Source organism: Arsukibacterium ikkense, assembly GCF_000987775.1.
GTDB lineage: Bacteria > Pseudomonadota > Gammaproteobacteria > Enterobacterales > Alteromonadaceae > Alishewanella > Alishewanella ikkense.
This window is the reverse complement of record NZ_LAHO01000001.1, coordinates 161,425-183,138: the sequence shown is the minus strand read 5'-3', so window position 1 is coordinate 183,138 and position 21,714 is coordinate 161,425. Positions and strand designations below refer to the sequence as shown.

Genomic DNA, 21,714 nt, shown 5'->3' with positions numbered 1-21,714 from the left:
GACGCTACGTTATCAACTGCCGATAAACGGACAGTAGGCCATCGTCACTATTTGCATTAAGAACAACTGAATATATCTACTTCAGCCGTTAATCACCAGATATCTGCTCACTTTGTTGATCCAACAAATACAGCAGATGCTGATATTCGATGCCACTGTGGCGTGACAAGCCAATCTCACAAGTTCGGCTGCTCGATACCCCCCGTGAGCACTTACTCACCTGCCCGGCCAAACCCGACAGCGCTGAGGCGTTCAGCTCGGGCAGGATAAAACCTTTATCACCGGCAAAGCCGCAGCAACTGATCCCCTCGGGAATGACCAGCTGCGTAGTGCAGGCGGCTGTTAATTGCTCTAGTTTTGCTGCCTGACCCAACTGGCTGGCGCTGCAAGTGATATGCAGTGCCACCGGCTGTGGTAATGGCGTGAGCTGCAGCTTTGGCAGCACAAACTCGCTGATAAAATCAATGCTATCGTAAATGCGCAGCCGCGGGTCGAGCTTGCCGTAAAGCGTTAAACTGCAGGGGCTGCTGTCTGAATAAATCGGGATCTGGCCATTATTACTATTGTTAAGTAACCACTGGTTCAGTTCGCGTTGTTTTTGCTCTGCCGCGGCAAACTGGCCTTTTGCTAAAAACGGCATGCCGCAGCATTGATTCGCCAGGCCCGGTGGCAGCAGCAGCTGATAACCGGCTTTGGCCAGTAAGTCAGTACTTACCTGCTGTAAGCTGCGGCTGTCCTGGCTATTGGCCTGCGGCGCCATTACCCGGCTGCTGCAGCTGGCCAGGTAGATAACCGGGGTCAAGCTGCTAGCGCCAGGCGTTAACTTTGCGCGATTGGCGGTGGGCATGGCACTATGCCAGCCGGGCAACAGCCTGCCAACGCGCTGACCGACACTCAGGCCAAGCCGCGCCAGGGTGCTTAGCTTAGCAAAATGGCGAGCCATTAATGCCGCTACGCCCTGCCAGCGCCGGTTATTGTCTGCACGCAGCGCCCGGGTTAACTCACCGGTATTAATACCGACCGGGCAGGCGCTGCTGCACATGCCGCAAGCGGCGCAGGTATCATTGCCCTGATACTGATAGGCCTTATGTAATGCCGCCAGGCGCTTTTTATCCTCGCCCGTGGTGTGCAGCCGGGAGATTTCGCGCTGGGTTACTATGCGCTGGCGCGGCGTTAAGGTGAGCTTACGCGATGGACACACTGGCTCGCAAAAGCCGCACTCAATACATTTATCGACCAGCGGATGGGTTGGCGGCAAGGGTTTCAGATTTTGCAAATGCAGCTGCGGATTATGACTGAGCACCACATCGGGGTTTAAAATATGCTGCGGGTCGAGCAGTTTTTTTAAGCGCCACATCAGCTGGTAGGCTGCAGTGCCCCACTCCAGCTCAACAAAGGGCGCCATATTGCGGCCGGTGCCATGCTCGGCTTTGAGCGAGCCGCCAAATTCCACGGCCACCAGTTGGGTCACGTCCTGCATAAAGTTATCGTAACGCTTAACTTCAGCCGGCTCGTCAAAGCCCTGGGTAAACACAAAATGCAGGTTGCCCTCTAAGGCATGGCCAAAAATAATAGCTTCGTCATAATGGTATTTGGCAAAGAGCTGCTGCAAGCGGGCCACACCTGCGGCCAGTTGCGCCAATGGAAAAGTGACATCTTCAATAATCACTGTGGTACCGCTTGGTCGCACCGCGCCCACCGCCGGAAAGGTGCCCTTACGAATGGCCCATAGCTGGTTGTACACCGCCGGGTCAGTACTGAAATCAACCTGCTGCTCCAGCACAAAGCCCTGCACGACAATACGCAGTTCAGCTAATTGCTGTTGCAAAACGTGGCTGGACGCGGCGGTACTTTCAACCAGTAACGCACAAGCACCTTCCGATACCTGTTTCACCCACTGAGGCATACCGGCTTTGTGTTCAACCGAGCGCAGACTGCGCCTGTCCAGTAGCTCGACCGCAGATACCGGCAACGGCTTTAACAACCTGACCGCCTGGCAACAAGATGCCACTGACGGAAACACCAGCATACCGGTGGCCCGGTGCGGATAATCCGGCACAGTGTTGTAGGTCACAGCGCTGATAAAACCCAAACAGCCTTCAGAACCGACCATTAAATGGGTCAGGATATCGATAGGATCGGTAAATTCGGTTAAGGCATTCAGCGAAAAGCCGGTGGTATTTTTTAAGCGGTATTTGTGGCGGATTTTCGCGCATAGCTCTGTGTTGTCACGGGTTTGCCGGCCAATTTGCTCAAGCTCGGCCAAAAGCTCAGCATGGCTGTGGCGAAATGCCGCCACACTAGCGCTATCTTCAGTATCCAGCACGGTGCCATCAAACAGCACCAGACGCATTGCCGCTAAGGTATTAAAGCTGTTGTGGGCAGTGCCGCAGCACATACCGCTGGCATTGTTGGCCACTATACCGCCAATTTTGCAGCTGTTAATCGATGCCGGATCCGGGCCGATTTTACGCTGAAACTTACTTAGCACACTGTTAGCCGCGGCGCCGATAACGCCGGGTTGCAAGCGAATTTGCTCACCTAAGCCACGCACCTCACGTTGCTGCCAGTTTTCACCCAGCACCAGCAGCACCGAATCCGTTACCGCCTGACCAGACAAACTGGTGCCGGCTGCGCGAAAGGTCATCGCTACCTGGTATTGATTGGCCAGCTTCAGCAGCGCCACTACTTCCGCCTCAGATTCTACCCGCAGCACCAGCTTGGGCAACAGCCGGTAAAAACTGGCATCAGTGCCATACGCCAGCGTAGCGATAGCATCGTCAAAATAGCGCTCGGCAGGAATAAGCTGTTTAACGGCCTGAATAAACTGCGGTGGCATGCAAACCTCTGGCGACAAAACACTTAACCTAGACTAACCGATAAAACGGTAACAGCAGAGCAGTTGCAGAAACTTTTTAACTTTAAAGCTTAGCGCTGTTCGATTAAATATCGTCTCGGGTGAATATCTGCCGGCAATTGCGCACAGTCAAAATGCGGATCTCATGGCTTAGGCTGTATATTATCCGATAGTGACCAAAAATAATTTCGCGATAATCAGTATTTAGCAGTTCAGGCACAACGCGGCCCATTTCAGGCATAGTTGCCAACAACTGAGCTTTATCGAATACATCATTTACCCAACGCCCAGCAGCAACGGGGTCATCCAGCGCAATAAATTCTGCTGCATCAGTCAGCTTTTCTAAAGCTAAAGGGGACCAAACCACGTTCATCTTTAATCAAACCAGCTTCATTTTTTAATGCGGTCCAATACTTGTGCACGGGCATCTTCATTTAACACTCCGGCACCTTGCGCAAGCTGAGTTTCTGCAACGCGCATTTCTTCCAAAAGCTCAATTTTTTCCTGCATAGCTTCGTACTCAGACACGTCCAGCACCACTGCCACACCTTTTCCGCGCTGGGTAATAACCAGTGGGCGCCGTGTTTCGTTAATCTGCTTTATATAAGAAGCAACACCAGCACGAAACTCTGATAGCGGCTGAATATCCTGATCAAAACGTATCCGACTCATAATAGACTTCCAACGGTACAAAATTACGTACAAACAATAGTCTAAAAAACTCCGACTGGCAATGATCTGAAGTCTTTATCAGTTTAAGGATTGATGTTACTCAACTACTTTTCGGACCACGCCGGCACAGTTGTAATGCCAAACCCCAGGGATCGCGCAGCATGGCCAGATGTGAGCCGTCGCCAAGATGCACATCGGTCACATGGCTGGCGCCAGCGGCGACTAAGCGGGCGCTGTCGATGACGGGATCAGCTGATACCAAAGCTAGGTGTAAAATGAGCGGGTCCATACTGGCGTAGTCGGGTACCTGATCGGCCGGATTACAATAAATTTCAACCATCATTACGCCACTGTCATCGGCCAGAAAATGGGTTTGAGCCGGATCATGTAACGCTCGCTTCAGGCTAAAACCCAAATGCTCGATGTACCAAAGAGCCATTTGTTGCGGCTGGGCCACATTAAAGGCCACATGCTCTATACGCATCTGTTAAGTTCCTATTACTGTTCGCCAGCCGGTATAAAGCTAGCCAGCCAGGCATTGATATTCGCTGTTGGTACCTGCAGCGGCCGGTATACAGGCTCAAACTGCGGATAGCCGCCTACCTGCTGCTGGCTGTCGATGATACGGCCATCACGGTCAACATAAGATTGCACTATGCGCTGCTCAATCGCATCACGCTGCCAGTAGCGGGCGCCGATCAACGGCAACAGCTGTTGTTCCAGATCTTTTGCTGCCATCACCTTAATGCCCTGCGGCCAGACCGGCGCTGTGGCTAAGCGGTTAATCACCCCCATCGCCTCATACATCGCGTTATCATCCAGATTAAAGGTCAGGTTATCCCGCAGGTAAGCATCACCGTGGTAGGACACCAGGGCTAAGTCAGAATAAGAATCGCGGCCATAACGCAGTAAATTACCCACCACCGCCACCTGCGGATTGACCGGAACAAAGTCGGTATGAGTCCACTCATTATCAATAAACCCCAACTTGACCGCATTAGCATCGGCATTGTAGATAATGTTATTCAGTACCACCCCTGTGGTATGCGCCTTAAAATACGGATTACGCCGGGCATTATGAGCAAACAGATTACCAATAAAGGCAATATGCTGGCTGAAGTCATGCACCAGCGCGCCCTTGCTGTGTTTACCCTTGATATGGGTCGCATAATCGAGCGCTTCGGCCAGTATGTTGTAACGAAAGGTTATATGCTTAGAAGTGGCTTGCGGCCCTTTATCACGGGGGCCTGATGCCGAAACCAGCTCGTCGGTAGCCCAACTGATGGAGTTATACTCAACCAGCACATTGCAGGCGTTTTTACCGGTCACTGCGACACCGTCGGTATCCCAGCCGGCGCGCTTTGGCAAGCCGGCATCGCCGGGCCGGATATGCAGATGCCGTATTATCACGTCATGGCTGATGATGCGCAGCCCGCCCTTAATCAGCGTAATACCCGGATCCGGTGCCGTTTCACCGGCCAGGGTTAAAAAGGGCTCGCTGATCGTCAGATTGCTTTGCGCCAGATCAATCACCCCCGCCACTTCAAATACCACTATACGTGGCCCGCTGGTCGCCAGTGCCGCCGCCAGCGAGCCCGGGCCGGCGGCATTGAGGTTAGTGACCTTGACAACAGCACCGCCACTGCCGCCTGGCGTATCCAGACCGAAGTTACGGCAATGCTCACCGGCGGCGGCAGCGTCCGGCAACGCCAGCCACAGTGCCAAACCTAAGTAACAGCGTACGCCGCGCGCCGTCAAAACAAAAAGTCCGTGGCCAGAAAATTCGAACTGCGCGCTTTGACCATTTGTTTCACGAAATCGACGTCGCTATCCTGGTACTTGGCAGCCACCAGGGTTGGGGTGGAAAACTGGCGCAGCGCATCGACAACCGACAAGGTGCCTTCAGCGGAATCTTTGCGGCCGTTAAACGGAAAGCTATCAGGGCCCCGCTGGCACTGGCTGTTAATGTTAATCCGCCCCACCTGATTAGCAAAAATATCGACCAGCTCGCCCACCTGTATGGCATCCTGACCAAAAATACTCAGCTGCTGGCCAAAGTTGGAGTTCACCACATAATCAATCACTTCACTGATATGATCACAAGGTACCACCGGCACCAGCGGGCCAAACTGCTCCTCACTGTATAAGCGCATATCGCTACTAACCGGGTACAGCACCGCTGGCTGAAAAAACGACGCCACACTGTTGCCTCCACCGGGGTTTTGTAAACGGGCGCCTTTACTCAGCGCGTCTTGCAGCAACTCGGTTAAAAACCCGGTTTTACCAGGCTCTGGCAGCGGCGTAATAGTAACCCCGGCCTGCCACGGCATACCAGCGGTTAGCTTGGAAACTTCGGCCGTTAATTGGCTAACAAACTCATCAGCAATACTGCGCTGTACAAACAGAATTTTTAACGCGGTGCAGCGCTGGCCATTAAACGACAAGCTGCCAGCCACACACTCTTTTATCGTGCGGTGCATATCGGCATCAGCCAGCACGATTGCCGGGTTTTTCGCATCCAGCCCCAGTACCGCCCGCAGCCGGTGTGGCTTGGGGTGCATCCGCTTTAAGTCACTGGCACCTTTATTGGTACCGATAAAGGCAAATAAATCAATTTTGCCGCTGGCCATCAGTGCACCCACGGTTTCGCGACCGCGACCATAGATAATATTAATCACCCCAGCCGGGAAGCTCTGTAAAAACGCCTGCAGCAGCGGCTGAATAAGCAGTACACCATATTTGGCCGGTTTAAAGATCACGGTATTTCCCATGATCAACGCAGGGATAAGCGTAGTAAAGGTTTCATTTAACGGATAGTTAAAAGGCCCCATACACAGCGCCACGCCCACCGGCACCCGGCGAATTTTCCCTAAACTGCCCTGCTCGATAATAAAATGGCTGGCGTCACGGTCCTGTTGTTTCAGTGCAGCGATGGTATCGCGAATATAATCGCAGGTGCGGTCAAATTCTTTGGCAGCATCGGCATAAGGTTTGCCAATTTCCCACATTAATAAGCGCACCACTTCGTCACGTTGTAGCTGCATTAAACCAAGGAATTTTTCGACATGCTGAATGCGCTCCAGCACGGGCATGCTGGGCCAGGCGCCACGGCCTAAATTGTAAGCCTTAACGGCTGACTCGAGCGCACTCAAGGCAGCTTGCTCATCCAGTAATGGCGTATGGCCAAGTAGTACCTGGCTTAAGCTGTCGCCAGCACGAATATGCACCGGGCTCAGCACCGGGCTTAGCTCGCCGGCCCAGCTTAACAGTTCGCCATTAATCAGGTATTCGCGCTGGGTGATCAGGGCGTTGTGGGCAAACTCTGCCGGAATATCAGCCGCTTGCGGAAACAGTGTTGCTAAACTCATGCTTTGCTCCTTCTAACAATAAATTTGCCTTGGTTGTTAGTCAGGGTCAGATGTTGCTTTTGTCCGGCTTTAAGCCGGATCTTATTATTTAGTAAAACTAGATGGCCGGTGCTTCGCCCAAAAGCCATTAAAATGCTCTTTACTGACAATGGCGCCGGTATGCTCTACCACAAAGCCGGCCAGGCGGGCGGCAAACTTTACCGCCTGCTGTGGCGCTATACCACCAAGGCGGGCGGCTAAGTAACCGCCATTAAAGGAGTCCCCTGCTGCGGTGGTATCCACCACCGTTTTAACCGGGTGGGCCATGGCACTAAAGCATTCTTGTTCAAAGCGACCATTAATGCCGTTTTTGCCATCTTTAACAATAATTTCCGCCACGCCAAGCTCGGTTAAATGTTCAACTACCTGGTCGGTGCGCTCAGCCTCAAACAGCACTTTATGGTCGTCCAGCCCCGGCAATGCCACATCGGCTAAGCGGTACGCCTGCAAAAAAGCCGCTTTAGCGGTGTCGCTATCGGGCCACAGCGCCGGCCGGTAATTCGGGTCGAATACAATCTGGCTGCCGTCCTGCTTGAGCTGCTCTACCAGGGTAAATAAGATAGTGCGGTCGGCATCCGATAAAATCGCCAGGGTAATGCCGGAGAAATAAAACATGTCGCAGCCTTTGAGCGCCTCGTAGTTACTTTGTGCCATAAAACACTGCATAACCTGCTTCGCTGCGGAGCTGTCGCGCCAATAGACAAAGCTGCGCTCGCCAAAGGCGTCGGTGTTAATCATATACAGGCCAGGGCGGGCGGTTTTGCTGCGCAGCATCAGTTTGGTATCAATTTTTTCGCGCTCGACAGCCCGTACCAGCTTATCGCTGATGCGGTCAGTACCTACAGCGGTGAAAAACTGCACGTTCAACGGCACTTCGCAGGTGCGCTTTAAATAGACAGCAGTGTTAAACACATCGCCGGCAAAATTCTGGTGATAGACGTTTTCGACCAGCTGAAACAGCTCGACCATGCACTCGCCCATTATAACGATACGTTTACTCATCAGTTGCTCCTCAGGCGGCCGCTTTAAGTTTATTAGCAATGGCGCTGGCCGTTGCGGCCAACTGGCTTATTTGTTGCCACTGCCCGGCTTTAACCATAGCAGCTGGAGTTAACCAGGAGCCACCAGCCACGAATACATTCGGCAACGCCAGAAAATCGGCCAGGTTTTGCTGGCCAATGCCACCGGTAGGGCAAAACCGCACCTGCTGAAAAATGCTGCTCAGCGCCTTTAGCATCTCAATGCCACCGGATAAGTGCGCCGGAAAAAACTTTACTTCGGTCAGGCCATATTCAAACGCCATGGCAATTTCTGACGGTGTGGCCACACCGGGCGCAAATGGCAGGCCGCAATCGATCATCGCTTCCAGCAATGTCGGCGTACTGGCTGGGCTCACCAGAAACTGGGCGCCGGCATTTTTGGCGGCAGTGGCATCGCTGGCCGATAAAATCGTGCCAGCACCAACCAGTAGTTGGGGCAGCGCGCTGCGAATAGCGGTAATACCAGCCAGCGCTTCGCGGGTGCGCAGCACCACTTCCACCGAACCAATACCACCTTCACTCAGCGCTTTGGCAATATTAACCGCTTGCGCCGGGGTATCGGCCTGAATAATAGGCAGCAAAGCCGGACCTTTTACTACGCCTGACAACAAAACAGGTAAAGATAATGATGGAGATAAAGCTGGCATTAACGCGCTCCTGCAGCGACCGCAGGCAGCGCCTGGCGGGTAACAATTTGCTGATAGGCAGCAATAACTGCCTGCTGAAATTTGGGGTTTAGGCTAAGCTCGGGCGGGAACACCGCATCCACCGCCAAAAATAACGGTACATCTATGCCGGCCTTACCACTGCACTGGGCTGCAACGGCCAGCAATGGTTCTGCCAAAGGGTCAACCAGCTTTTCGCCATCGTGGTAACGCTTGACAATAAAGCGGCACCAGGCAGCTATGGCATAAGCCAGTTTGGCAATCGGCTGGCCGTTGGCCAGGTTATCGCTGATAGCAGGCAATAGCCGCATCGGCAGTTTTTGCGAGCCATCCCAGGCAATTTGCGCCAGTAAATGGTGGATAGCCGGGTTACGAAAACGCGCCAGAATATCCTGGCTATATTGCTTTACATCCAGCTCGGCCGGCGCCGTAAAAGAGGGCATCAGCTCGTCAGTGACCATGTGTTCGATAAAGCCAACCAGCTGCTCGTCCTGCATCGCATCAAACACGGTTTCATAACCGAGCAGGCTGCCGACATAGGCCAGGGTAGAGTGCGGTGCATTTAACAGCCGCAGTTTGGCTTTTTCAAAGGCACTGACATCCTGGGCATAAATCACCCCGGCTTGCTGCCAGGCGGGCCGGTCCGCCGGCAAAATATCTTCAATCACCCACTGCACAAAGGCTTCGCGTTTAATCGGCCAGTTATCGTTCAGCACCAGCACCTTTATTACCTGCGCGCGCAGGGTATCATCGGTGGCCGGGGTAATGCTGTCTACCATGGTGCAGGGGCAAATCAGTTGCTGCGCCAGCCAGTTGGCGACGCTGGCATCTTTCTGTTCAGCATAGGCAATAATGGCGCCGCGCAGCTTCTGGCCGTTGTCGGTCAGGTTGTCGCAACTAAGCACGCAAAAGGGCGCAATATTGGCCTGATAACGCGCGGCCAGCGCGCTGAATAACATGCCAACAGCGGTAATGGGCTGTGAGCTGCCGGCTAAATCCTGCTGAATTTGCGGGTGCTTTAGATCGAGCTTGCCAGCGTTATCCAGGCAGTAGCCTTTTTCGGTAATGGTTAACGTCACGTACTTAGTGCTGGCGGCGGTTAGCCTGGCTTGCACTTGCGGGTATTGCTCGCTGGCAATCAATACTTCCGCGACAGAACCTATCACCTGATAGCTTTGCTCAGCATCCAGCACCGCCAGAGTATACAGGCCATCTTGCGGGCTCAGTGCCTGGCTAACGTCAGGCGAGCGCATCGATACGGCACTAATCGCCCAGTCGCCGCCAAATTGCAGCGCCTGCTCGGTGTACCAGGCCTGATGGCCACGGAAAAAGGCGCCGGGGCCAATATGGACTATACCAATTTGCGGCTGTCGCTCAGCCAGCCGATAGGCCGGAATAGGCAATTTACCGTTCAGGCTGGCCAGGGTTTGATTGTTTAATTGTTTCATAAGATGCCTGTGTCTGATTTTGCTGTGCAGGCTGCACTCAGTAACAGCACACAAAGACGCCGTAAACCCATCCCTGGGGGCTCCTCTGCCGCATCCTTGCGGCAGACGCTTTGTTTAGCTGTTACTGAGCTTCGCTTGCGATTTTAGCGAAATGCCCCGCTCTAATAACCTGTGAAACCTTATTTCAACTGATACGCTTTTTTCACTAAGCCATAAGTCAGCTCATAAGCCAGCTCATGCGCCTCGGCTTCGGTTAAGCGATGCTCTGCTACTAAACCGGCCAGAAAGCGACAGTCTATCCGTCGGGCCACATCATGCCGGGCCGGTATCGATAAAAAGGCCCGGGTATCGTCGTTAAAGCCAACGGTATTATAAAAACCGGCGGTTTCAGTGACCTGATGGCGAAAGCGCAACATGCCCTCAGGGCTGTCGTGGAACCACCAGGCCGGGCCCAGTTTTAATGCCGGGTAATGGCCAGCCAGCGGCGCTAATTCGCGGGCATAAGTGGTTTCGTCCAGGGTAAATAAAATTATATTCAGGCCCGCTTCGTTGCCGTATTTTTGCAGCAAGGGTTTTAAGTTGCTGACAAACTCAGTGGGGCTGGGGATATCAGCCCCTTTATCCGGGCCAAAGCGCTCAAAAATCACTGTGTTATGGTTACGGTGGGCACCCGGGTGAATTTGCATGGTCATACCATCCTGCAGGCTCATGCCAGCCATTTCGGTTAGCATCTGGCCACGGAATAGCTCGGCATCAGCGGCACTGGCATTGCTGGCCAGGCAGCGGGCGAATAAGGCTGCGGCATCACTTTCGCTTAAATCGGCGGTAATGGCAGTCGGGTGGCCATGATCAGTAGCGGTAGCGCCATGCTCGCGGAAAAACGCCCGGCGCTGGCGCAGTGCAGCCAGGTAACCCGGCCAGCTTTGCGTATTTTCACCGGTGAGTTCGCCCAGTTTTGCCACATTGGCAGCAAAATCGGCACGGTCGGCATCTACCACGTCGTCTGGCCGAAAGGTGGTAATCACTTTACGCTCGTAGCCAGTGCCTTTTAATTTGGCGTGGTGCGTTAAGTCATTTAAGGCGCCTTCGGTGGTGGCGATCAGTTCGATGTTAAAGCGGTCGAGCAAGGCCCGGGGCTTAAACTCCGGTTTAGCCAGCCGGGCGTTAATGCTGTCGTAATAATGATCAGCAGTTTGCTCGCACAGGCAGTCTTCTAGCCCGAATACTTCCGAAAACACGCTGTCGAGCCAAATGCGTGATGGGGTGCCCCGAAACAGGTAATAATGTTTGGCAAAGATATGGAAAATTTTGCGGTAGTCGCTTTCCACCACTGCACCATCTTTACGGCGAATGCCAAGCTCTTCCAGCTTAATGCCCTGGCTGTATAGCATGCGGAATACATAGTGATCCGGCAGCAGCAACAGCGCGGTGGCATTGTCAAAGTTAGCGTTGTCAGCAAACCAGCGCGGATCGGTATGGCCATGCGGGCTGACGATTGGTAAGTTCTTAATTTGCTGATATAAGCGCCTGGCGATATCCCGTTGCACAGGATCTGACGGGAATAGCCTGTCGGGATGCAGTGCTAATGGCTGTACCGTTTTTTTCTCTGTCATATTAAAATCCTGTTTCACTGTTATCAAGGTTGTACGTGGCCCGCCAGGGCATTTTTAACTATGCTGTTACAGCGTCGCTTGTTATAACGTCACGCCGTTTTTCCAGATGGCAATTTCGCGATTATCGGTTTGTTCATTGCGGGTGGTTTTACCCGACGCCACGTCCAGCAAGTAACTAAAGAACTGCTGGCTGAATTCAGTCGCGTCCTGGCCTTTTTTCAATAAACCGCCGGCGTCATAGTCAATCCATTGCGGCTTACGACCCGCCAGCGCTGAGTTTGATGATATTTTGACTGTCGGTGCCGGAAAACCTAATGGCGTACCGCGACCTGTGGTAAACAACAGCAAGGTAGCGCCTGCTGCGGTTAACGCCGTAGATGACACTGCATCATTACCCGGACCTTCCAGCAAGGTTAAGCCACTGTGACTGGCCATTTCGCCATAACGAATAACCTGGCGCACAATGGCGGAACCGCCCTTTTGAATAGCGCCCAATGACTTTTCTTCCAGCGTGGTTAAGCCGCCGTCTTTATTGCCCGGGCTGGGGTTTTCATACACCGGCTGCTTGTTGTCGATAAAGTACTGTTTAAAGTCGTTTACCAGGGTAACGATATCGCCAAACACTTGCTCGTTGGCGGCGCGGGCCATAAACACCTGCTCGGCGCCGAACATTTCCGGCGTTTCGGTCAGCACCACTTTGCCATTGCCGGCCGCCACTAAATCGGCAATCCGCCCTACTAACGGATTAGCGGTTAAGCCGCTTAAACCATCAGAGCCACCGCATTTCATCCCCACCACTAAATCACTTACCGGGCAAGCAGTGCGTTTATCATCGCGCATTTGTGCCACCAACTCGGCTACTGCCTGCAGGCCCTGCTCAATTTCATCTTCTACCTGCTGGGCGTTAAACGAGCGGATACGGCTTTGATCAACGCCCGGGCTGGCGGCTAACAGCTTGCTTAACTGATTGTTTTCACAGCCCAGGCCCATTACCAACACGCCACCGGCGTTAGGGTGCTGAATTAACCCCGCCAGCAGGGTACGGGTATTGGCTAAATCATCGCCCAGCTGCGAGCAGCCAAACGGATGAGTAAAGGCATGAATGCCGTCAATCTGGTCGCCATACAGCTTGCGGGCTTGCTCGGCAACCCGCATCGCCGCACGGTTAACGCAACCGACGGTATTAATGATCCACAGCTCATTGCGGGTACCAACCTTGCCATTGGCCCGCCGGTAACCCATAAATTCAGTGGCTACACCAGCCGGGAAGCTGAGCTTTGGCGCCTGGCAGCCGTTGTAGCGGTAATCGACCTGGCCGCTTAATAGGGTGGCCAGGTTGTGCGAGTGAATATGCTCACCCACCGCAATATCGCTAGTGGCCGCACCAATGGCAAAACCGTATTTAATAACGCTCTCGCCTTTAGCGATGGCGGTTAAGGCCACTTTATGGCCGGCCGGGATAGCTTGTTTAGCGCTGATATGAGCAAAAGGCTCTGCCAGGGCGCTACCGGCAGCCAGTGGCTGCAATGCCACTAATACATTGTCGCGCGGGTGCACCTGTAACAGGGTTAATTGCTCGCCCGGGTCAACCGGGGCATTTAACGTAACGCTACAACCTGGTTTTTGCTCTGTGCTCATCATTCAGCCTATGTCTCATTTGTCTAGCGGTGGCAAACAGTTCTTAAAAAAATAGCGGTCACAATTTTAATTCCTGGCCATTCAGCGTTAAATCCAGCTGATCCAACTGCGCCACATTTTCCAGGATGCCTAAGCTTTCGGTTTGCTTAAAATGAACATTATGCAAACTGACGCCGTTAATCGGCGCCCGCTCAAAGCCGCGCAATACAAAAGCACGCTGCGCTTTATGTACCTGCAAGTTACTGATATGCAGATTTTTTACCTGTGGCATAAACTGGCCGGCATCGCCTTCTTCATAGAAGAAGTTAATCACAATGGCATCCCGTACTTCACCAATCTCAATATCACGGATATAAATATTCTCAATCAGGCCACCGCGCACTGAATTGGTTTTAATCCGAATACCGCGCGCCAGGTTAGGGCTGCTCATGCGACAGCGCCTGGCAAAAATATTACGGGCGCCACCAGAGATTTCACTGCCCAGCACCACCCCACCGTGGCCGGCACGCATTACGCAATCCTGAATCACCACATTTTGCACCGGGGTCGCCAGCCGGCGGCCGTCGTTGTTGCGGCCGGACTTCAGCGCAATACAATCATCGCCGGTATCGAACAGGCAATTTTCAATTAATACCCGGTTGCACGACTCGGGGTTACAGCCATCGGAATTGGGGCCATAACTGATGAAGTTCACATTACGTACCACGACATCCTCAGACAACACCGGGTTAATTAACCAGAACGGTGAGTTGCGAATGGTCACGCCGTCAATTAATACTCTTTTACAGCCATAGGGCTGAATAAACGGCGGCCGTAAAAAGTTTTGGGCAAATACCCGATCACTAACCGGTGTACCGCGCTCAGCCATCTCAAATAACGGCGCCCGGGTTAATACCTGATCGACACTGGCATCATAGTCCCAGCTGCGACGCTCCCAATTACCTTTCCAGGGCCACCACTGGCTGTTCGAGCCATTGCCTTCCAGAATACCTTCCCCGGTAACCGCTATGTTTTCCTGTTCAAAGGCGTAAATCAGCGGCGATAATCCCATTAATTCCACCCCTTCCCAGCGGGTCATCACGTAGGGCAGGTAATGGTTAGCATCGGTATAAAACGACAACACCGCATTTTGCTGCAGGTGCAAATTAACGTTAGAGCGTAAATGAATAGCACCGGTTTCAAACCGGCCCAGCGGCACCACTACCCGACCACCACCGGCGGCATGGCAAGCGGCAATAGCGGCTTTAATGGCACTGGTATTGTCAAAACTGCTGGCTGCTTTAGCGCCATAATGGGTAATTAAAAAGTCGCGCGCGGGAAACTGAGTGGGCGCAATACTGGCAATAATCATATCAGCTTGTTGCCACTGTTTTTCGTCATCACTCGCTACCTCAGCAGCTGATAAGGCCATACCTGAGCATCCTGGTAACGACAGCAAAGACAAGCCGGCGCCTGCCAGACCAAGGGTTTTCAAGTGAAGGCGCTTACGCGAATTTATCATCTGGTGCTCCTGTATGCTGTATTACTGAAAGCCTGCAAGCGGGCTGTCGCATAGACTGTTACTGATATAATAACCAATTTGCCACCGGTGGCAAGTAAAACGCTATTTTTTTTGCCATCGGTAGCAAAATAACTAAAGCACACAATTAGGCTGGGTGCTTAGCTGGAATTTATTCGTCTGTTGTTGTGCTGGCTACCCGGGCAGTGGACTCCCGCACCACCAGAGTTGGCGCCACTTTGGCGGCGACATTGCTGGCCGCTTTGTCATTATTTTCAATCGACATTATCATTTTGCTGGTGGCCAGTAACGCCATTTGCCGCACCGGCCGGCGAATAGTAGTCAGCGCCGGAATTACCCGCGAAGCCAGCATATTGTCATCGAAACCAGCCACGGATAATTGCTCTGGCACTTTAATGCCCATGCTATGGGCTACTTTCAGCACACCTGCCGCCATCTGATCATTGTTGGCAAAAATGGCGGTAGGTTTATCCTCGCCCTGCAAGATATGGCGGGCGCATTCTATACCGGTTTCGTAGGTGTTATTGCCCTCAACAATCCGCTCAGGGTCAATTTTAATACCGTAGGCAGATAACCCCAACTGAAAACCTTCCATCCGTTCGGTAGACGATTTATAGCGCTGCGGGCCGCTGATAAAGGCAATTTTTTCATGGCCCAGCTGGGCAAAATAGCGCGCCATTTCGGCTGCGGCGGCTCTGTCGTCTGATACCACGATATGTTTAGGTTCATCCAGCGCCACCGAGCTTAACCGCACATAGGGGCTGCCCGATTCTTTTAACGCCTGCGCCAGACTTTCAGACTCCGACACCGGCGGCAATACAATAACGCCATCCAGCTTTGAGCGCTGCATAAAGCGCAGACAATCCTGCACCAGTGACTCACTACGATAACGGCAGGGGTGCACCACCAGCTCGTAGCCGAGGTTAGAGCACACTTCCAGCACGCCGCGCTGCACGTCATCCAGATACAAGGCATCGGGGTTATCGTAAATCAGTCCCAGCAGATAAGAGCGGCTGGAGGCTAAGCCGCGGGCCTGGGTATTGGGCGAGTACTTTAAGTCACTGATGACTTTTTCAACCCTTAGCCGGGTGCCGTCGCCCACGCTGAGCGAGCCGTTAATCACCCGTGACACAGTACGTTTTGATACACCAGCAAGGCGGGCAACGTCATTTATGGTAGCTTGTTTTTGCATACTTCTCATCTTAATGACCACTGACTTTGCTGGCCAGCAGTTGCGGCCGGTAGGTGCTAAGTGCGATATCAATGGCGGTTTGTTTTAAGACTGCAATAATAGCAGTGATTGGCTGTTTACCAAACACTGCCAGCGGCCCGGTTACGCCAATGGCTGCCACCACCTGGCCCTGCTCATTGCGAACCGGTGCCGCCAGACAGCGCACATCGTTATGATATTCCATTTCATCGCCAGCATAACCGCGGGCCAGCACCCGTTGCAACTCACTGTGTAATTGCACAGGGTCAGTCAGGCTGCGTTTAGTGCGGCTGACAAATAAGCCAGACGCAGCCAGCTCAGTCAGTTGGTCTAAGTAATGATGGGCCAGAAACACTTTACCGGCGGCCGAGCAATTAAAGGCGGCCACTGTGCCGGGTCTTGCTGCCAGACGCAGCGGATTGGGACTGTCACAGACTTCGACCAAAAGTGCACCTTCTGCATGCGGCAGCGCTAAATGACAACTTAAGCCGGTTTTTAACGCCAGTTGTTGCAGGCACGGTAGCGCTTGCTGCGATAAGCGCTGCGAGCTAAGCACGTTTAGCCCCAGCTTAAACAGCTGCGCCCCTACCTGATAGCGTTTACCCTGCTTAGCCAGCACCCGCTCCTGACACAAGGTTTGTAAAATCCGAAAAGCGGTAGTGCGTGGCAATGCCAGCCCCTGCTCTAATTCAGTTAAACTCAGGCCCTGCTCTGATTCGCTGACCAGGCTGATAATACGACAGGCATTGGCCAGATTAGGAATAACGTAGCTTACCATCGGTTCTCTCCTGCAAAAGCAGTTAGCTTAAAAACCAAACTGGGCCGGCAGCCATTCACTGATCGCCGGAATATAAGTGACCAGCATCAGCACCACAAACATCGCCAGATAAAGCGGCATCAGCGGTTTAATAATCGCCTCAATCCGGGTTTTGGCAATGGCACAACTGACAAACAACACACTGCCTACCGGCGGTGACACCAGGCCAATGGACAGGTTAAGTACCATCATAATGCCGAAATGCAGCGGGCTCATGCCAAGCTCTACCGCTACCGGCAGAAATATCGGGGTAAAAATCAGTACCGCCGGGGTCATATCCATAAAGGCCCCCACCAGCAATAAGATCAGATTGATCATCAGCAGAATCAGCAACGGGTTTTCACTGATGGTCAGCATGGCCGCACTAATGGCCTGCGGAATTTGCTCGTAAGATAAAATCCACGACATGGCCGATGAGGTAGCAATTAATGCCATCACAATCGCCGTGGTTTCTGCCGCCTTCATTAATACGCCGGGTAATTCAGTGGTTTTAACTTCGCGATAAAACCCCACCGCTAAAATCAGCGAATACACCACGGCGATAGCGCCGGCTTCGGTGGCGGTAAAAATGCCACTGATAATGCCGCCAATCACCAGAAAAATCATAAACAGGCTGGGCAATGCCGCCGCCACTTTTTGCACCACCAGTTTCAGTGGTAAGCGGGCGCCTACCGGGTAGCCTTTAATTTTGGCGTAACCGGCACAGACAATCATTAAGGCCACCCCCAGTAAAATACCCGGCAGGTAACCGGCGATAAACAGCGCGGCAATCGACACCCCGCCGCTGGCAATCGCGTACACAATTAAAATATTACTGGGCGGAATTAACATACCCGTGGTTGCCGCCGCTGCAGTTACAGCCGCGCTGTAGTTAACATCGTAACCCTGCTTTTTCATTTCTGGCAGCATAAAGCTGCCAATCGCCGAGGTCGCCGCCACCGCCGAGCCGGAAATAGCGCCGAAAAACATACAGGACACCACATTCACCAGCGCCAGGCCACCCGGCAGCATACCGATTAATGCCATGGCACATTCGATTAAACGCTTGGCAATGCCGCCACGGCCCATGATCAGCCCCGATAAAATAAAAAACGGGATAGCTAATAAGGCAAAGCTGTTAATGCCACCCGCCATGCGCTGCGCCATAGTGGTCACCGCCGGCATAAAATCAACACTGAGTAAGATGGTGGCCAGGGTGGCCAGGCCAATACAAAACGAGATGGGTACGTTTAACAGCAATAAGCCAAAAAACACCACTAATAACACAACAATAGCGAGTTCCATCAGTGCACTCCCTTCACTACCGGTAAGCTTTGATGGGTGGCCAGTGCATAGAGCTGACACACCCCATAAAATGCAATCAGCACCCCGGACAATGGGATCGCCACATAGATATACGCCATTTTGATATCCAGTGCCGCCGACATCTGATTTAACTGATAAGTCAGCCGCACCAGATTACCGCCGCCCACCACCATCACCGCTACCGCGAAGCCCGATACCGCAGCGGTCAGAACCATCGCCACCCGTTTGCGCCCGGCCGGGCTGAATTTCTGGGTCACTATATCCAGCCCCAGATGCACGCCGGTACGATAAGCAAAGGCAGCGCCTATCATGCCAATCCAGATAAGCAAAGTACGCGACAGCTCTTCAGTTATAGAACTGGGCGCATTCAGCACGAAGCGTGATACCACCTGCCAGCACACCACCAGCACAATGGCCGCCATTAAAAAGGCCAGAAACCACTTCAGGCCGTTATCAATTATCTGCATAAACTTAATCATGTTTTGCTTCCGCTTCGTTGGCTAAGGCCGCAATTTGCAGCAATACCGGGCCAATTTCAGTTTGCTGTAAACTTTGATGAAAGGGTTTAACCGCATCGTGAAACGGTTGTTTGTCCGGGTAAATCACCTTCACGCCAGCAGCTTTTACCGCAGCCAGCGCGTGATCTGATGCTGCTGCCCAGGCGTCACGCTGGTAAACAATAGAATCATCGGCAGCCTGCTGCAGCCATTGCTGCTGCTGCGCCGTTAAGCCTTGCCACACCGCCAGGCTGACAATCATCACGTCCGGCACGGAAGTATGTTCATCCAGGGTGTAATACTTGCTGAGTTCATAATGGCGCGATAAATAAAAACTGGGGGGGTTGTTCTCAGCGCCATCGACCACCCCTTGTTGCAGGGCGGTATAGAGCTCACCCCAGTCGACTGGCGTAGCGGCACCGCCGAGTGCTTCCACCATGCGCACCGCAGTCTGGCTGGCCAGCACCCGGAACTTCTTGCCGCGTAAATCGGCCGGGCTGTTAATTTCGGTATTCGTTGAATAAAAACTGCGGCTACCGGCATCGTAGTAACCCAGACCACGCAAACGGGCTGGCTCTAAATCCAGCAGCAGCTGCTGGCCGGTTGCACTTTCCAGCACCCGCCACAGGTGATCGTTATCATTAAAAATATAGGGCACACTAAACACGCGCATTTGCGGCACAAAGCTTTCCACCGAGCTGGCCGAGACCTTGGTCATGGCCAGACTACCAATTTGCAACAGCTCAATTAACTCGCGCTCATTGCCCAGCTGGCCACCGCTGTATATTTGTACTTGCATGCTGCCGTCAGAATAGTGATGCAGCCGCTCGCCCATCAGCACCATCGCCTTGTGCACCACATGCTCCTGATCCAGCGTATGCGCCAGGCGCAAGGTGACGTGCTCTTGCTGCGGCTGACAGCCAGTCAGCCAGACAGCGGCTAGCAGCAACAGGCCGGTGGCCTGTCGGGTGATTCTCTTCATAACTCGTCCTACCCTGTTGCAGAGCATGGCATGTCTTATTGCATGCCTTACTCAGTAAAATGCAGCCTTAGCATTGCCGCGACAGCCGCTGTTACTTCATGGCGCTGGCTGGAAATTTATCCATATCGTGGTAATCGAGGTTTTCGCCAGCCATGCCCCAGATAAAGGCATAATTGCTGGTGCCACAGCCACTGTGAATAGACCAGGCTGGTGATACCACCGCTTGCTCATTCGCTACCCAGATATGGCGGGTTTGCTGTGGCTGGCCCATAAAATGACACACCCGCTGATCGTCAGCCAGATTGAAGTAAAAATACGCTTCCATCCGCCGATCGTGCTGGTGCGCTGGCATGGTATTCCAGACACTGCCTGGTTTCAGCACGGTTAAGCCCATTTGCAGCTGACAGGTTTGCACCACATCGTTAATCATTAACTGATGAATGGCCCGCTCGTTCGAGGTTTCCAGCGCCCCCATCTGCAGTACAGTGCAATTGTCCATAGTCAGATGTTTGGTTGGAAAGGCATGGTGCGCCGGTGCCGAGTTTAAATAAAACTTTGCCGGGGTAGTGGCGTCGGCGCTGTGAAAACTAACCTCGCGGGCGCCCATGCCGACATACAGCGCTTCGGTGTTCTGCAGCTGATAGTCGGTACCATCGACGCTAACCGTGCCGGTACCCCCCACATTGATAATACCCAGCTCGCGCCGCTGCAGGAAGAACTGCGCTTTCAGTGGCTCTGGCGCTTCGAGCTTTACGGCCGCGTTCACCGGAACCGCACTGCCGACAATCACCCGCTCGTAGTGGGTGTAGCACAGCACCAGCTGATCAGGCTGCATCAGGTTATCGACCAGAAAATGCTGGCGCAGCTCGTCGGTGTCATAATGTTTAACATCGTCCGGATGGGTCGGGTAACGGCTTTCAAATAACACTGTCATAGATACCTCTGTTGCAAATTAAATGGGTTTAACGCGCCAACCAGCCGCCATCTACGGCCAGCACGTGGCCGTTGACATAATCGCTGGCGTTTGACGCCAAAAATACTGCAGCTCCGGCTAAATCTTCCGGCTCGCCCCAACGCGCAGCGGGGATGCGGGCAGTAATGGCCGCATTACGCTCAACGTCAGCTTGCAGTGCCGCGGTGTTATCGGTGCGAAAATAGCCCGGGGCTATCGCATTGACCTGAATGTTATGCTGCGCCCACTCGTTGGCCAGCGCCTTGGTAACACCGGCTATCGCATGTTTACTGGCAGTATAGGCGGGTACGGTAATACCACCGCTGTACGACAGCATCGACGCAATATTGATAATTTTACCGCGCTTGCGCTCAATCATAGCCGCGCCCAGGCGCTGGCTGAGTAAAAAGGCAGCATCGACATTTACCGCCATCACCTTATGCCACTCACTCATCGGAAACTGATGCGCCGGGGCGCGGAAAATCGTACCGCCGCAGTTCACCAGAATATCAATCTGACCCAGCGCCATCGCCGCTGCGGCCAGGTGTTCTACTGCCTGCTCATCACTTAAATCAGCGGCTATCACTGTGGCCTTACCCCCCACTTCGGTAATCTTCTGCAGCGTTTGCACGCAGCCGTTGGCTGTCGAGCTGGTGCAGATCAGTTCAGCGCCTGCCGCTGCCAACGCTACTGCGATAGCCTGGCCTAAACCGCGACTGGCGCCGGTAACTAAAGCCCGCTGTCCTGTCAGGGAAAATAATGCTGTCATCGCTGCCTCCAATTTTTAAAATAACGGCTGAATAGTGACTGTCTGCCGGCTTGACTTTGCCTGCTTTTGCATGAAATCGTTCATATATGGAACAGTGCAAAAATTTAATCAGCCACAACAGCACATATAAAACAACAACTTAGTAAAACCTGGCTTGCTTTAGTTACAATTTAAACTAATTTTATGTAAAGCATTAATTGACAGATTTTAGTTGATGGTGTTAGCTTTTTGCCATCGGTGGCACAAAATTGCAAGCTTTTTTTGCCACCGGTAGACAAAGCACCAACTTAGTATAGAAACGAATTACGCAACAAACAAATCAA

The 21,714-nt window shown here is 53.0% G+C and carries 19 protein-coding genes; all 19 read right to left on the bottom strand.

The genetic code is table 11. The features are described 5' to 3' along the window. Nucleotides 1-88: 88 nt before the first annotated feature. The gene (locus tag WG68_RS00840; RefSeq protein WP_046555759.1) at nucleotides 89-2,839 is read right to left on the bottom strand and encodes an FAD-binding and (Fe-S)-binding domain-containing protein; all 2,751 of its coding nucleotides are present in this window, start codon (nucleotides 2,837-2,839) and stop codon (nucleotides 89-91) included. A gap of 103 nt (nucleotides 2,840-2,942) precedes the next feature. Next, the gene (locus WG68_RS00835) at nucleotides 2,943-3,230 is read right to left on the bottom strand and encodes a type II toxin-antitoxin system RelE/ParE family toxin (RefSeq protein WP_046555758.1); all 288 of its coding nucleotides are present in this window, start codon (nucleotides 3,228-3,230) and stop codon (nucleotides 2,943-2,945) included. Between the two features lie 17 nt (nucleotides 3,231-3,247). Further along, entirely contained in the window at nucleotides 3,248-3,529 is a 282-nt protein-coding gene (locus WG68_RS00830) for a type II toxin-antitoxin system Phd/YefM family antitoxin (protein WP_046555757.1), read from the bottom strand. 100 nt (nucleotides 3,530-3,629) lie between these two features. Continuing rightward, nucleotides 3,630-4,013 carry a VOC family protein gene (locus WG68_RS00825; protein ID WP_046555756.1) on the bottom strand — a complete coding sequence of 128 codons (384 nt, stop codon included), beginning with the start codon at nucleotides 4,011-4,013 and terminating at the stop codon, nucleotides 3,630-3,632. Between the two features lie 14 nt (nucleotides 4,014-4,027). Continuing rightward, on the bottom strand, nucleotides 4,028-5,287 hold the full coding sequence (locus WG68_RS00820; protein ID WP_046555755.1) for a pectate lyase: 1,260 nt from the start codon (nucleotides 5,285-5,287) through the stop codon (nucleotides 4,028-4,030). Next, a complete protein-coding gene (locus WG68_RS00815) occupies nucleotides 5,284-6,897 on the bottom strand; it encodes an NADP-dependent glyceraldehyde-3-phosphate dehydrogenase (RefSeq protein ID WP_046555754.1) in 1,614 nt (537 codons plus the stop codon). The genes WG68_RS00820 and WG68_RS00815 overlap by 4 nt, the downstream gene beginning before the upstream one ends. 84 nt (nucleotides 6,898-6,981) lie before the next feature. Then, on the bottom strand, nucleotides 6,982-7,938 hold the full coding sequence (locus tag WG68_RS00810) for a sugar kinase (protein WP_046555753.1): 957 nt from the start codon (nucleotides 7,936-7,938) through the stop codon (nucleotides 6,982-6,984). A gap of 10 nt (nucleotides 7,939-7,948) precedes the next feature. Further along, entirely contained in the window at nucleotides 7,949-8,623 is a 675-nt protein-coding gene (gene eda, locus WG68_RS00805; protein WP_046555752.1) for a bifunctional 4-hydroxy-2-oxoglutarate aldolase/2-dehydro-3-deoxy-phosphogluconate aldolase, read from the bottom strand. Beyond that, nucleotides 8,623-10,089, bottom strand: coding sequence for a mannitol dehydrogenase family protein (locus WG68_RS00800; RefSeq protein ID WP_046555751.1), 1,467 nt, complete (start codon nucleotides 10,087-10,089; stop codon nucleotides 8,623-8,625). The genes eda and WG68_RS00800 overlap by 1 nt, the downstream gene beginning before the upstream one ends. A gap of 179 nt (nucleotides 10,090-10,268) precedes the next feature. After that, entirely contained in the window at nucleotides 10,269-11,702 is a 1,434-nt protein-coding gene (gene uxaC / locus WG68_RS00795; RefSeq protein ID WP_046555750.1) for a glucuronate isomerase, read from the bottom strand. Between the two features lie 81 nt (nucleotides 11,703-11,783). Then, nucleotides 11,784-13,343, bottom strand: a complete 1,560-nt coding sequence (locus WG68_RS00790) for a UxaA family hydrolase (RefSeq protein WP_235357604.1) — start codon at nucleotides 13,341-13,343, stop codon at nucleotides 11,784-11,786. 55 nt (nucleotides 13,344-13,398) lie between these two features. Beyond that, nucleotides 13,399-14,751, bottom strand: coding sequence for a glycoside hydrolase family 28 protein (locus tag WG68_RS00785; RefSeq protein WP_200897513.1), 1,353 nt, complete (start codon nucleotides 14,749-14,751; stop codon nucleotides 13,399-13,401). A 259-nt stretch (nucleotides 14,752-15,010) separates the two neighbouring features. Next, a complete protein-coding gene (locus WG68_RS00780; RefSeq protein WP_046555965.1) occupies nucleotides 15,011-16,051 on the bottom strand; it encodes a LacI family DNA-binding transcriptional regulator in 1,041 nt (346 codons plus the stop codon). 10 nt (nucleotides 16,052-16,061) lie between these two features. Next, on the bottom strand, nucleotides 16,062-16,847 hold the full coding sequence (locus WG68_RS00775) for an IclR family transcriptional regulator (protein ID WP_046555747.1): 786 nt from the start codon (nucleotides 16,845-16,847) through the stop codon (nucleotides 16,062-16,064). 27 nt (nucleotides 16,848-16,874) lie between these two features. Beyond that, a complete protein-coding gene (locus tag WG68_RS00770; RefSeq protein ID WP_046555746.1) occupies nucleotides 16,875-18,170 on the bottom strand; it encodes a TRAP transporter large permease in 1,296 nt (431 codons plus the stop codon). Further along, nucleotides 18,170-18,670, bottom strand: a complete 501-nt coding sequence (locus WG68_RS00765; protein WP_046555745.1) for a TRAP transporter small permease — start codon at nucleotides 18,668-18,670, stop codon at nucleotides 18,170-18,172. Before WG68_RS00765 ends, WG68_RS00770 begins: the two co-directional genes overlap by 1 nt. Next, nucleotides 18,663-19,670 carry a TRAP transporter substrate-binding protein gene (locus WG68_RS00760; RefSeq protein ID WP_046555744.1) on the bottom strand — a complete coding sequence of 336 codons (1,008 nt, stop codon included), beginning with the start codon at nucleotides 19,668-19,670 and terminating at the stop codon, nucleotides 18,663-18,665. The genes WG68_RS00765 and WG68_RS00760 overlap by 8 nt, the downstream gene beginning before the upstream one ends. 91 nt (nucleotides 19,671-19,761) lie before the next feature. Beyond that, nucleotides 19,762-20,604: a 5-dehydro-4-deoxy-D-glucuronate isomerase gene (kduI, locus tag WG68_RS00755; RefSeq protein WP_046555743.1), complete on the bottom strand. Its 843-nt coding sequence runs from the start codon at nucleotides 20,602-20,604 to the stop codon at nucleotides 19,762-19,764. A gap of 28 nt (nucleotides 20,605-20,632) precedes the next feature. Further along, nucleotides 20,633-21,391 carry an SDR family oxidoreductase gene (locus WG68_RS00750; RefSeq protein WP_046555742.1) on the bottom strand — a complete coding sequence of 253 codons (759 nt, stop codon included), beginning with the start codon at nucleotides 21,389-21,391 and terminating at the stop codon, nucleotides 20,633-20,635. Between the last annotated feature and the right edge of the window lie 323 nt (nucleotides 21,392-21,714).